Consider the following 12,276-nt stretch of genomic DNA (forward strand, 5'->3'; position numbering starts at 1 on the left):
GCCGCGCGCCCCACCCGGAGAACCCCGACATGACCATCCGCAAGCTGACCGACGCGCTGTCGGTCTCGCCGCAGATCGCGGCGGCCGACCTGCCCGCGCTTCGCACGGCCGGCATCCGCGCCATCATCTGCAACCGGCCAGACGGCGAGGGCCCCGACCAGCCGACCGTCACCGAAATCCGCGCGGCCGCCGCGCCGCTCGGCATCGATGTGCATTACCTGCCGGTCGATACGGGCAAGGTGACCGACGACCAGGCCGCGCAGTTCGGCGCGCTCCTCGCATCGCTCGAAGGCCCGGTGCTCGCGTACTGCCGCAGCGGCACGCGTTCGGCCACGCTGTGGGCGCTGTCGCAGGCGGGCTTGCGCCCGCTGAACGACATCGTCGCGACGGCCGACGCGGCCGGCTACGACCTGCGCGCGCTCGCATCGCGGGTCGCGCACGGCGGCCGGCAGGCGACGCCGGGCGTCGACGCGCGCCACGACATCGTGATCGTCGGGGCGGGCGCCGCCGGCATCGCGGTCGCGTCGAGCCTGCTCGCGCGCGACGCGTCGCTCGACATCGCGGTGATCGATCCGGCCGACGTCCACTACTACCAGCCGGGCTGGACGATGGTCGGCGCGGGCGTGTTCAAGCCCGAGACGACCGCGCGCCGGATGACCGACGTGCTGCCGCGCGGCGTGCACCGGATCCAGGCGGCCGTCGCCGGCTTCGAGCCGGACGCGCATGCGGTCGTGCTCGACGGCTGCCGCCGCGTCGGTTACCGCAAGCTCGTCGTGTGCCCGGGGCTCAAGCTCGACTGGCACGCGATCGAAGGCCTCGCCGACACGCTCGGCCGCAACGGCGTCACATCGAACTACCGCTACGATCTCGCGCCGTACACGTGGGAACTCGTCCGCGCGTTCCAGGGCGGCAACGCGCTGTTCACGCAGCCGCCGATGCCGATCAAGTGCGCGGGCGCGCCGCAAAAGGCGATGTACCTGTCGTGCGACCACTGGCTCCGCACGGGCCGCCTCGAGGCCGCGAACGTCGAGTTCCTGAACGCAGGCGCCGCACTGTTCGGTGTCGCCGACTATGTGCCCGCGCTGATGGAATACGTGAAACGCTACGACATCGCGCTGTCGTTCGGCCACAACCTCATCTCGATCGACGGGCCCGCCCGCCGCGCGACGTTCGCCCGTGTGCTGCCGGACGGCGCGAAGGAAACCGTCGTACGGTCGTTCGACATGATCCACGTCGTGCCGCCGCAGAAGGCGCCCGACTTCGTCCGGTCGAGCCCGCTCGCCGACGCGGCCGGCTGGATCGACGTCGATCCGGCAACGCTGCGTCACAAGCGCTTTCCGGACGTCTATGCGCTCGGCGACGCGACCAACACGACCAACGCTAAAACGGCGGCCGCTGCCCGCAAGCAGGCGCCCGTGGTCGCGCACAACCTGCTCGCATCGCTCGGCCGCGCGCACGGCGACGCCGCGTACGACGGTTACGGCTCGTGCCCGCTCACCGTCGAGCGCGGCAAGATCGTGCTCGCCGAATTCCTGTACGGCGGCAAGGTCGCGCCGACCTTCCCCGCATGGCTGATCGACGGCAAGCGCCCGTCGCGGCTCGCGTGGCTGCTCAAGGAACGCGCGTTGCCGCCGCTCTACTGGAAGGCGATGCTCAAGGGCCGCGAATGGCTGGCGAAGCCCGCGGTCGCGCGTTGACCGGAGCGCGATGACGTCATGCTGATTTCCCTCGTACTGGGCGGCTTCGTCGGCGCCGTGCTCGGCCTGACCGGCGCCGGCGGCGGCATTCTCGCGGTGCCCGCGCTCGTCGTCGGCATGGGCTGGCCGATGCAGCAGGCCACGCCCGTCGCGCTCATCGCCGTGGCCGGCAGTGCCGCGCTCGGCGCGCTCGAAGGCTTTCGTCGCGGACTCGTGCGCTATCGCGCGGCGCTGCTGATGGCCGTGGCCGGCGTGCCGCTGACCACCGTCGGCGTGCGGCTCGCGCACATCCTGCCGCAACGCCTGTTGCTCGCGCTGTTCGCGCTGACGATGCTGGTCGTCGCCGGCCGCCTGCTGCACCAGGCGTTGCGGTACGCGAGCGTCGACGCGGAAGCGTCGCCGCTGTGCGTCGGCCGCGTGAATCCCGATACGGGCCGGCTCATCTGGTCCTGGCCGGTCGGCCTCGCGTTGGCGTCGACCGGCGCGGCGACGGGCCTGATGACGGGGCTGCTCGGCGTCGGCGGCGGCTTCGTGATCGTGCCGATGCTGCGCAAGTTCACGAACGTGTCGATGCACGGCATCGTCGCGACCTCGCTGATGGTGATCGCGCTCGTCGGCACCGGCGGCGTGTTCGCGACGCTCGTGTCGGGCACGCGCGCGCCGCTCGACGTGACGCTGTGGTTCGCCGTCGCGACCGCGCTCGGCATGGCCGCCGGCCGCGGCGCATCGCGGCACCTGTCGGCGCGGCACGTGCAGGCCGGCTTCGCGGCCGTGCTCGTGTGCGTTGCGCTCGGGTTGCTGGCGAAGGCGGCATTCGGCGCGTAAACATCAACGCCCGGGCCGGGCGCGGCGGGTGTGCGCCCGGCTTCCCGAATCAATGCTTCCGCGCCGCCACGCCGACATAGTCGTAGAGCGCGGTGGCCCACAAACCCGGCATCACGAACGAAAGGCCGCTGCTTCCTTCGTGAAGGGGCGACGCAAGCCCGACGACCGACAAGACAACACTTGGTCAATCCCGCACCAGAAAACCGATCTGGCCTCGTCTTTTTCGAGTTCAATCATTCGCAGTCCACATCGAAAGATTGTCGACATGCCCCCCGGCAGCGCCAATCAACGACAATCACTCACACGATCAGCTCACGAAATTGCCGGTGCGGCATCAAACCGGGAATGCAGGGTTCATCCTTTTCCTGTGCTGCGCTGCGCCGCACCGCGCCGCCAATCAGGCGGGACCGCAAGATCCGGAGGAAAAAACAAAACGGGCGGCCCTTCCATCGAAGAACCGCCCGTTCAGGCAATCGAACCCGGCCGGCGCGATGTTACGCCGCCGCGGCCCCCGCCATCCGCTTGCGCTCCTGGCGCAGCATCACGAAGTTCGCGATCACGACGCCGGCCGTCACCGCGACGATGAACAGCGTCGCGAGCGCATTCATCTCCGGGTTCAGCCCGAGCCGCACGCGCGAGAACACCACGAGCGGCAGCGTCGTCGAGCCGGGGCCCGACAGGAACGCGGACAGCACGAGATCGTCGATCGACAGCGTGAACGACAGCAGCCAGCCCGCGATCAACGCCTGCGAGATCAGCGGCAGCGTGATCGTGAAGAACACCTTCAGCGGCGTCGCGCCGAGATCGAGCGCAGCCTCTTCCAGCGACGGGTTCAGCTCGCGCACGCGCGACTGCACGATGATCGCGACGTACGAGATGCACAGCATCACGTGGCCGAGCCAGATCGTGAACACGCCGCGCTCGGCCGGCCAGCCGATCCACTTCGCCAGCTCGATGAACAGCAGCAGCAGCGAGATCCCCTGGATCACCTCGGGAATCACGAGCGGCGCGTTGATCATCCCGCTGAACAGCGCGAAGCCGCGAAACCGCCCCATCCGCGCGAGCACGAAGCCGGCCCACGTGCCGATGAACACCGACGCGAACGCGGTCAGCACGCCGATCTTCAGCGACAGCCATGCGGCCGTCAGCAGTTCGTCGTCGTCGACGAGCGCCTGGTACCAGCGGAACGAGAAGCCCGACCACACGGTGACGAGCTTCGACTCGTTGAACGAATAGACGATCAGGCTGATGATCGGGATGTACAGGAACGCGAAGCCGGCGAACAGCGCCGCAAACTGCAGGTAACGATTCGGCTTCATCGGCGGCCCCCTTGCTCCTTCGCCTGGAAGTGCTGGAACATCGCCATCGGCACGAGCAGCAGCAGCACCATCGCACAGGTCACGGCCGACGCCATCGGCCAGTCCGCGTTGTTGAAGAACTCGTTCCACATCACGCGGCCGATCATCAGCGTGTTCGCGCCGCCGAGCAGCTCCGGAATCACGTACTCGCCGACCGCCGGGATGAACACCAGCAGGCAGCCCGCGATGATCCCGTTCTTCGACAGCGGCAGCGTGATCCGCACGAAGGCCTTCCACGGTTTCGCGCCGAGGTCGTAGGCGGCTTCGAGCAGGCGCAGGTCCATCTTCACGAGGTGCGCGTAGAGCGGCATCACGAGGAACGGCAGGTACGAATACACCATCCCGATGTACACCGCGTAGTTGGTGCGATACAGCTCGATCGGCGTATGCGTCAGGCCGATCCACATCAGGAAGTTGTTCAGCAGCCCGTTGTTCTTCAGGATGCCGATCCACGCATACACGCGGATCAGGAACGACGTCCAGAACGGCAGCATCACGCCCATCATCAGCAGGTTGCGGGTCGCCGGGTTCGAACGTGCGATGTAGTACGCCATCGGATAGCCGATCAGCAGGCACAGCAGCGTCGTCATCGCGGCCACCCACACCGAGTTCACGTAGGTCGCGAAATACAGGCTGTCCGTGAACAGGAACGCGTAGTGCGACAGGTTCAGCGCGACGTGCACGACGCCGTCGGTATACGACGCCAGCTCAGTGTAAGGCGGGATGCCGAGCTGCAGTTCGGCGAAGCTGATCTTGACGACCAGCACGAACGGCACGAGGAAGAACAGCACGAGCCACGTGAACGGCCCGGCGACGACCGCCGTGGCGCCCGTCAGGTTGAAGCGCCGCACCGGCCACTCGAGCAGGGACTTGAACGCCTTCATGAGGTCAGCACCACACCTGCGGTCGCGCTCCAGCGCACGTAGATCTCGTCGCCGAGCGCCGGCGTCTCGAGCTCGGAAATCGCGAGGCTCGACACGTTCGCGATCACCGTCTTGCCCGCGTCGAGCTTGACGTGATACAGCGAATAGCCGCCCATGTACGCGACGTTGCTGATCCTGCCGCGCGCCCAGTTGAACGCGCCTTCCGGCGGCTTGCGCGTGAGCGCGATCCGCTCGGGCCGCACCGACACCGTCACCGGCATCCCGAGCGGGCCCGAGATCCCGTGGCTCACGTACAGCCGGCTCGGCAGCTCGGGCGACTCGATGTACACGTGATCGGGCTCGTCCTCGACGGTCAGGCCGTCGAACAGGTTCGTCGAGCCGATGAATTCGGCCGAGAATCGGCTGTTCGGATATTCGTACACTTCGTTCGGCGAGCCGATCTGCACGATCTGGCCTTCGCTCATCACCGCGAGGCGGTTCGCCATCGTCATCGCCTCTTCCTGGTCGTGCGTGACCATGATGCAGGTGACGCCGACCTTGTTCAGGATGTTGACGAGCTCGATCTGCGTCCGCTGGCGGATCTGCTTGTCGAGCGCGGACATCGGCTCGTCGAGCAGCAGCAGCTTCGGCCGCTTGACCAGCGAGCGGGCCAGCGCGACGCGCTGCTGCTGGCCGCCGGACAGCTGGTGCGGCTTGCGCTTCGCGTACTTGCCCATCTGCACGAGTTCCAGCGCGGAGGCGACGCGCTCCTTCAGCTCGGCCTTCGGCGTGCCTTCCTGCTTCAGGCCGAACGCGACGTTCGATTCGACCGACATGTGCGGAAACAGCGCGTACGACTGGAACATCATGTTCACGGGCCGCTTGTACGGCGGCATCTGCGCCAGATCCTCGCCATCGATCAGGATCTTGCCCGACGTGACCGTTTCGAGGCCCGCGAGCATCCGCAGCAACGTCGACTTGCCGCAGCCCGAGCTGCCGAGCAGCGCGAACAGCTCGCCCCGGCGCACGGTCAGGTTGACGCTGCGCACGGCTTCGGTGTCGCCGAATTTCTTGACGACGTCGACGATCTGGACAAAGTTCTCGGCGCGCGCATCGGCGCCGGAGGAGGAAACGGAGAACGGCGCGCCCGCAACCGGCGCACCCGACTGGCTATTCATGATGTGCTGCTTCTCTCCTGCGTTAGACGAACAAAGCCCCCGGGGGTGCCAGGGGCTTCATGACTGCCGGTTCACTTCGGCTCGCGTCAGCGGCCCGACTTCAGCTCGGTCCACAGACGCGTCTGCAGACGCTGGATTTCAGGCGGCAGCGGCTTGAGCAGGAACAGCGTCTTCACGACGTCGGCGGGCGGGTAGACGGCCGGGTCGTTCGCGACGTCGGGCCGCACGTACTTGCGGGCCTCGGCATTGGCGCTCGGGTAATACACGGCGTTCGTGATCGCCGCGTGCACCTTCGGATCCTCGATGTAGTTGATCCACTGCAGCGCGGCATCCTTGTTCTTCGCGTCCTTCGGGATCGCCATCACGTCGAACCACACCGGCGCGCCGCCCTTCGGAATGTAGTACTCGACCTTGTACGGCTTCTTCGCTTCCAGCGCGCGGTGCTTCGCGATCACGACGTCGCCCGACCAGCCGAACGCGAAGCAGATGTCGCCGCCGACCAGATCGTTGATGTAGCCCGACGAGTTGAATTGCGTGATGTACGGGCGGATCTTCTTCAGCACGTCCATCGCGGCCTTGTAGTCGGCCGGGTTCGTGCTCATCGGATCCTTGCCGATGTAGTGCAGCGCCGCGGCGAACATCTGGTCGGGCGCGTCGAGCACCGATACGCCGCAGGTCTTCAGCTTCGACAGGTTCTCCGGCTTGAACAGGATGTCCCAGTTGTCGAGCGGCACCTTGCCGAGCGCCTGCTGCGCCTTGGTCACGTTGTACGCGAGGCCGGTCGTGCCGTACGCCCAGGGCACCGCGAACTTGTTGCCCGGATCGGCGCCGGCGACGAGCGCCATCAGTTGCGGATCGAGGTACTTGAGGTTCGGCAGCTTCGACTTGTCGAGCGGCGCGAAGATGCCGGCGGCGATCTGCTTGCCCGCGTAGTTGCTGGTCGGCACGACGATGTCGTAGCCCGAGCTGCCCGTCAGCAGCTTCGCCTGCAGCGTGTCGTCGCTGTCGTAGTTGTCGTAGCGGACCTTGACGCCCGATTGCTTCTCGAAGTTCGGGATCGTGTCCTTCGCAATGTAGTCCGACCAGTTATAGACATTGAGCTGCGTATCCTTCGCCGCGGCCGCCGATGCACCCACGCACAGCGCGAGCGCTGCGAACCGGCCCACTACCTTTGCTTTCATCCCGTTCTCCCTCCGGCCGGGCTCACTGCCCGGCTGCCGTCTGCCTCGTCACGGCGGCGCATTCTGGCGCGCCGCCCCTCGAAAACCCCGAAAACTACCATCATTCGCGCGCCGTCACAAAAAAATCATGCCGGTGTCGCGCAAACGGAACAGATTCCCGCCGCCGGCCGCTCAGGCCGCCCGTGCGGCGGGGTGTTCCCGGGGAATTCTATCGGGTAATCGGCGGCTGTCCACCTGGAAAAACGGACGGCGGCGAAACCGCGCTCGCGTGCCGGGCGCGCGACCGGACAGTCGCGTGCGCGCGGCCGGACAGCATGCCGGCGGACCTCGCCCGACCGAACGGGCACGATGGATTAAAATGGCGGCTGACGATTCAACTGCGCGAACCCTTCCGATGGCCTCCAATCTCCACGACCTGCCCGACAGCCCCTGCATCGGCGTATGCTCGACCCTCTTCGACGAAGTCTGCAAGGGCTGCGGCCGCACGGCCGCCGAAGTGTCGAACTGGGTGTTCCTGAGCGACGACGAAAAACGCGCGGTGTGGGAGCGCATCTCGCGCGAAGGCACCGCGATGCGTTTCCAGTACGACAAGCTGTAAAGCCGTCGCGCAAAAAAAAAGCGGCATGCCGACCGCCATGCCGCCAACCCCAACTCTGTTCTTTTTCCGCTGCGTCTAGAACTTCATCCCGACGCCCACGCCGACGATCAGCGGATCGATGTGCAGCGTGCCGATGCCCTTGTCGCCGAGCGTCGCATCGGTGCTCATCCAGATCTTCTTCACGTCGACGTTCATGAACACCTTCTTCGTCAGCTGCACGTCCACGCCGAACTGCAGCGCCGGACCGAAGCTGCTCTTGTTGATCGACACGCCTTCGCCGCCGACGTTGAGACCGTTGTTGTAGAAGTACGTGTAGTTCACCCCCGCGCCGACGTACGGACGCACCTTGCCGGCGTGGTTGAAGTGGTACTGCAGCAGCAGCGTCGGCGGCAGCACGCCCACGCCGCCGAGATTGCCGACACTCGACGTCAGCTGGTGCCGCGAGGTCGCGAGGATCAGCTCGACGCCGAGGTAGTCGCGGATCATGTACGTGAAGTCGAGCTCCGGCACAATCGCGTTGTTCACGCCGACGTTGAGCGCGCCCAGCGTGTCGCTCGCGCGTTCGTTCGGCTGGATGCTGATCGCGCGCAGGCGCACCAGCACGTCGCCCTGGTTGATGCCGTCGCCCGGCGAAGCCGCGTGCGACAGCGAAGGCAGCATGGCGAAACCTGCCGCAACGGCGGCAGCGGTGACACAAGTACGAATCGTTTTAAGCATGGTACGGACCCCCAAAGAATGGTTTCCATTCTCCCTGTAGGGTCTTTTCCGCATCTTGATATCCATCAAGCCAGCGTAAACGTGGGACGGTTTGCCGCAGGCTCCGCCGCACTGCCCGTCAGCAGCAGATCGAGCAGATCGCGCACGCTGCGGATCGCACGGCCGAACGGCAACGCTTCGCGGCCGCGGAAAAACAGCCCGTTGGCAACGTCGCCGCGCAGCGCGGCCGCCAGCCGCGTGTCGATGCAGAAGTGGCCGAACTTCTCGATGCCGTCGCGCAAGCCGCATACGCTCAGGCATTCGAGCGAGGTCGGGCAGCGCTGCTTCAGCGCGCCGAGCTTGGTGCGGATGCGCGTCTCGTTGCGCAGGTAACGATCGAGCCACGGCGTCTTCACCGCGCGCGCGGGCAAGCCCGTCACGCTGACGAATTCGACGATGTCCTCGGGCGTCGCGTCGGTCAGCACGCGCTTGAAGTGCGGATGCGCGTCGCCCTCCTCCGTCACCGCGAACGGCGTCCCGACCTGCACGGCGTTCGCGCCGGCCGCGAACGCCGTGCGCACCGTGTCGTGACTGTTGATCCCGCCCGCAACGATCAGCGGGATCGTTTCGCGCTCGAGACCGAGCGACGCCATCACCTGTGCCGTCTCGTCGAGCACGCGCGCGAAATCGAAGCGCCCGTCGTGCATGTCGTCGATCTGCGTGACGCCGAGGTGCCCGCCCGCATGCGCCGGGTGCTCGATCACGATCGCATCGGGCAGGCGCCCCTTCTTCATCCACTTCTTCAGCACGAGCGCGATCCCGCGGCTGTCCGACAGGATCGGGATCAGCGCGATGTCGCAGCCCTGCGTGAGATCGGGCAGGTCGAGCGGCAGGCCCGCGCCCATCACGATCGCGTCCGCGCCCTGGTCGCACGCGACGCGCACGTAGTCAGCGTGCGCGCTCACCGCCTTCATCACGTTGACCGCGATCATCCCGCGCCCTTCGCTGTAGGTCTTCGCGAGGCGGATCTCGCGCGCCAGCGCCTCGCGGTTCGCGGCTTCGAGCGTCGCGCGGTCGGGTTGCGCGCGGCAACGCGCGAGCAGGTCCGCATGATGGTGGCGCAGGTCGATGCTGGCGATCGTGCCGACCGCGCCCTCGCGCGCGACGCTGCCCGCCAGCCGGTGTGCGGAGATGCCGACGCCCATGCCGCCCTGCACGACAGGCAGCAAGGTGCGGCCGCGAATCGTCAGCGGCGGAAAGGAAGTGCGTACGGTCATCTGAAACCTCGTCGGAACATCGGAACCGCGATGATCGACGATTCACCGACGCGCACCTTGACGCCCGTCAATAAAAAAACGGCACGCGAGCGTGCCGTTTCCGGTTCGGGCCGCGCGGCGCGCTCAGTCCGGCTTCGACGGCTTGAGCTGCATCGACTTGTACTCGAGATACTCTTCGAGCCCGTACACGCCGTTCTCGCGGCCGTGCCCCGACTGCTTGTAGCCGCCGAACGGCGCGGCGGCATTCCACGTGCCGCCGTTGATGTCGACCTGCCCGGTGCGGATGCGGCGCGCGATGCCCATCGCACGCTCGTCGGTGGCGGCCCACACCGCGCCGCCGAGCCCGTACGGCGAATCGTTCGCGATCCGCACGGCCTCGTCTTCATCGCGATACGTGATGATCGACAGCACCGGCCCGAAGATCTCCTCCTGCGCGATCGTCGAGTTCGGATCGACGCGGCCGAACACGGTCGGCTTCACGAAGAAGCCTTTCTCCCGCCCTTCCGGCAGGCCCGTGCCGCCCGTCACGAGTTCCGCGCCTTCGTCGATCCCGCGCTGGATGTAGGCCTGCACGCGCTGCTGCTGAATGGCAGACGCGAGCGCGCCCAGGCGCGTCGTGTCCTGCCGCGGGTCGCCCGCGACGTACGTTTCGGCCGCCGCCTTCGCGAGCGCACGCGCCTCGTCGTAGCGGGCTTCCGGCACCAGCATGCGCGTGTGCGCCGAGCAGGTCTGGCCCGCGTTCAGATAGCACGCGTTGACCGTGCCCTTCACCGCGGTCGCGAAATCGGCGTCGTCGAGGATCACCGACGCCGACTTGCCGCCCAGCTCGAGCGCCACGCGCTTGACGCCCGCGGCCGCCAGCTCGGCCACGCGCTTGCCGGCGCGCGTCGAGCCCGTAAACGACACCATGTCGACCTCCGGGTCGCCGGCCAGCACCTCGCCGACCACCGGGCCGTAGCCGCATACGAGGTTGAACACGCCGGCCGGCAGGCCGGCTTCGTGAATCGCCTCGGCAAGCATGAACGCATTGAGCGGCGCGACTTCGGACGGCTTCAGGACGACCGTGCAGCCCGCCGCGAGCGCCGGCGCGACCTTCAGCGTGATCTGGTTGAGCGGGTAGTTCCATGGCGTGATCGCCGCGACGACGCCGACCGGCTCGCGCACGACGAGCGAATTGCCGACCTGCGCCTCGAATTCGAACGACTCGGCAAGCTTCGCGTACGCCTTCCAGTTATAGAGCGGGCCGCCGACCTGGATCGCGCGCGACAGCTTGATCGGCATCCCGACTTCGCCGGTGATCGACTGGGCGAGTTCCTCGCTGCGCGCCTGCAGATGCTCGACGATCTTGCGCAGGTAACCCGCGCGCGTCGCGGCCGGCGTGGCCGCCCAGGCGTCGAACGCCGCACGCGCCGCGCGGATCGCGTCCTGCGCGTCGGATGCGACGCCTTCCGGAATCCGGCCGATCACGGCCTCGGTGCCCGAATCGATCACGTCGATCGTGCCGGTTCCGGCCGGTTTGCGCCATGCGCCGTCGATATAGAACTGGTCGTAGATTTTCATCGTGTTTCGTCTCCTGTCGGCCGGGGCCGGCGCGTCAGCGCCCGCCCGGGTCCCATGCGTTGCGGGAAAGCCGACATTCTAGCGAGCCTTGCGGTTGTCCGGCGTGACGATTGACAGCCATTGGAAAGGTCTTTAGCCTCGGCGCCTCATTCATCATAAGAAAGGAGAATGCCTTGAGCATCCTGACCAAAATCGAGGGCGGCTATCTTCAGGTACTGCGCGTGATCGTGCTGTTGTTCGCGACCGTGGTACTGATCGGCGGGGGCATTTTCGGCGCGATCGCACTCGATGCGCGCCTGTCGAAAGCGCCGAAGGTCGATTCGGCCATCCAGGTCGATCCGGCCTCGTTCGCGTGGCAGAGCGACGCGCCCGCCAAGACCGAGGCGGCCGCGAAGGACGACAGCGAGTCGCCCGCACAGCGCCTGTCGACGCAATTGTCCGGCATCGTGCAGAAACACGGCCGGGCGGCGCTGTCGGCGGATTACGCCGTCGATCGCGACGCATACGAGCCGTCGTTCCAGAACGTGCTCGGCGACGAGGAACATCCTGACATCGCTTACTACCAGCAGCAGATCGCGTATCTCGACAAGGTGCTGTCGCGCGCCGACGTTGCTGCCAGCATCAAGAAGAAGGTTGCCGGGCATGGCGACGAGTATGCGCGCGAACAGGCGTACACCGACATCGTGTCGGCGGTCATGCGCGACTTCTCCGAGCGCTACGAGGCCCGCCGGACCGCGGTCGAGAACGAGAAGAAGGCAGCGGAAGAAACGGCTGCCGAGCACGACCAGACCGCACGCTACGCCGGCATCGCCACGCTCGTCGCGCTGTATTCGTTCGTGTCGCTTGCCGTGCTGATCATCCTGGTGCGCGTCGAGCGCAGCATCCGCTCGATCGCGCGCACCACCCACACCGCCACCTGAAGACGTTCGTCAGGCAGCCCGCACGCCGGGCTGCGGCGGGTCCGGCAGCGGGCCCGCCCAACGGCGCGAGCCACCGCCCCCCCGCCGCGCCGCGCGAGCCGCTCCATGCCTCGCCGTAGCCAA

At 67.1% G+C, this 12,276-nt stretch carries 11 protein-coding genes; 4 read left to right on the forward strand and 7 right to left on the reverse strand.

Annotated features, from left to right (window positions below; all coding sequences use genetic code 11):
* Positions 1-29: 29 nt before the first annotated feature.
* Positions 30-1,697, forward strand: a complete 1,668-nt coding sequence (locus tag GQ57_RS10540) for a bifunctional protein tyrosine phosphatase family protein/NAD(P)/FAD-dependent oxidoreductase (RefSeq protein ID WP_034197812.1) — start codon at positions 30-32, stop codon at positions 1,695-1,697.
* Positions 1,698-1,715: 18 nt separating this feature from the next.
* Positions 1,716-2,522, forward strand: a complete 807-nt coding sequence (locus tag GQ57_RS10545) for a sulfite exporter TauE/SafE family protein (protein WP_034197813.1) — start codon at positions 1,716-1,718, stop codon at positions 2,520-2,522.
* Between the two features lie 494 nt (positions 2,523-3,016).
* On the opposite strand, the gene GQ57_RS10550 is transcribed toward GQ57_RS10545, so the two are convergent.
* The 4 genes from GQ57_RS10550 to GQ57_RS10565 form a co-directional block, all read right to left on the reverse strand.
* Entirely contained in the window at positions 3,017-3,841 is an 825-nt protein-coding gene (locus GQ57_RS10550) for an ABC transporter permease subunit (protein WP_031401773.1), read from the reverse strand.
* Positions 3,838-4,764: an ABC transporter permease subunit gene (locus GQ57_RS10555; RefSeq protein ID WP_034197814.1), complete on the reverse strand. Its 927-nt coding sequence runs from the start codon at positions 4,762-4,764 to the stop codon at positions 3,838-3,840. The genes GQ57_RS10550 and GQ57_RS10555 overlap by 4 nt, the downstream gene beginning before the upstream one ends.
* Entirely contained in the window at positions 4,761-5,921 is a 1,161-nt protein-coding gene (locus tag GQ57_RS10560) for an ABC transporter ATP-binding protein (RefSeq protein WP_031401775.1), read from the reverse strand. The genes GQ57_RS10555 and GQ57_RS10560 overlap by 4 nt, the downstream gene beginning before the upstream one ends.
* An 86-nt stretch (positions 5,922-6,007) precedes the next feature.
* Positions 6,008-7,102, reverse strand: coding sequence for a polyamine ABC transporter substrate-binding protein (locus GQ57_RS10565; RefSeq protein ID WP_031401776.1), 1,095 nt, complete (start codon positions 7,100-7,102; stop codon positions 6,008-6,010).
* A gap of 394 nt (positions 7,103-7,496) precedes the next feature.
* Here GQ57_RS10565 and GQ57_RS10570 point away from each other — a divergent pair, with 394 nt between their 5' ends.
* Entirely contained in the window at positions 7,497-7,700 is a 204-nt protein-coding gene (locus GQ57_RS10570; protein ID WP_010095552.1) for a DUF1289 domain-containing protein, read from the forward strand.
* Between the two features lie 75 nt (positions 7,701-7,775).
* Here GQ57_RS10570 and GQ57_RS10575 read toward each other — a convergent pair whose 3' ends face one another.
* The 3 genes from GQ57_RS10575 to GQ57_RS10585 form a co-directional block, all read right to left on the reverse strand.
* On the reverse strand, positions 7,776-8,417 hold the full coding sequence (locus GQ57_RS10575; protein ID WP_034197815.1) for an OmpW/AlkL family protein: 642 nt from the start codon (positions 8,415-8,417) through the stop codon (positions 7,776-7,778).
* A gap of 65 nt (positions 8,418-8,482) precedes the next feature.
* Positions 8,483-9,673: an NAD(P)H-dependent flavin oxidoreductase gene (locus tag GQ57_RS10580; protein WP_034197816.1), complete on the reverse strand. Its 1,191-nt coding sequence runs from the start codon at positions 9,671-9,673 to the stop codon at positions 8,483-8,485.
* Between the two features lie 123 nt (positions 9,674-9,796).
* Positions 9,797-11,233 carry an aldehyde dehydrogenase family protein gene (locus tag GQ57_RS10585; protein ID WP_034197817.1) on the reverse strand — a complete coding sequence of 479 codons (1,437 nt, stop codon included), beginning with the start codon at positions 11,231-11,233 and terminating at the stop codon, positions 9,797-9,799.
* 173 nt (positions 11,234-11,406) lie between these two features.
* On the opposite strand from GQ57_RS10585, the gene GQ57_RS10590 reads away from it, so the two are divergent.
* The gene (locus tag GQ57_RS10590; protein WP_031401780.1) at positions 11,407-12,153 is read left to right on the forward strand and encodes a hypothetical protein; all 747 of its coding nucleotides are present in this window, start codon (positions 11,407-11,409) and stop codon (positions 12,151-12,153) included.
* The last annotated feature ends 123 nt before the right edge of the window (positions 12,154-12,276 follow it).

The organism is Burkholderia sp. MSh2 (assembly GCF_000731655.1).
Taxonomy (GTDB): Bacteria; Pseudomonadota; Gammaproteobacteria; order Burkholderiales; family Burkholderiaceae; genus Burkholderia; species Burkholderia paludis.

Bases quoted from the DNA above. Each gene is read 5' to 3' on its own strand.
- GQ57_RS10575 (WP_034197815.1), bottom strand. From the start codon at position 8,417: ATGCTTAAAACGATTCGTACTTGTGTCACCGCTGCCGCCGTTGCGGCA.
- GQ57_RS10545 (WP_034197813.1), top strand. From the start codon at position 1,716: ATGCTGATTTCCCTCGTACTGGGCGGCTTCGTCGGCGCCGTGCTCGGC.
- GQ57_RS10560 (WP_031401775.1), bottom strand. From the start codon at position 5,921: ATGAATAGCCAGTCGGGTGCGCCGGTTGCGGGCGCGCCGTTCTCCGTT.
- GQ57_RS10540 (WP_034197812.1), top strand. From the start codon at position 30: ATGACCATCCGCAAGCTGACCGACGCGCTGTCGGTCTCGCCGCAGATC.
- GQ57_RS10565 (WP_031401776.1), bottom strand. From the start codon at position 7,102: ATGAAAGCAAAGGTAGTGGGCCGGTTCGCAGCGCTCGCGCTGTGCGTG.
- GQ57_RS10580 (WP_034197816.1), bottom strand. From the start codon at position 9,673: ATGACCGTACGCACTTCCTTTCCGCCGCTGACGATTCGCGGCCGCACC.
- GQ57_RS10585 (WP_034197817.1), bottom strand. From the start codon at position 11,233: ATGAAAATCTACGACCAGTTCTATATCGACGGCGCATGGCGCAAACCG.
- GQ57_RS10550 (WP_031401773.1), bottom strand. From the start codon at position 3,841: ATGAAGCCGAATCGTTACCTGCAGTTTGCGGCGCTGTTCGCCGGCTTC.
- GQ57_RS10570 (WP_010095552.1), top strand. From the start codon at position 7,497: ATGGCCTCCAATCTCCACGACCTGCCCGACAGCCCCTGCATCGGCGTA.
- GQ57_RS10555 (WP_034197814.1), bottom strand. From the start codon at position 4,764: ATGAAGGCGTTCAAGTCCCTGCTCGAGTGGCCGGTGCGGCGCTTCAAC.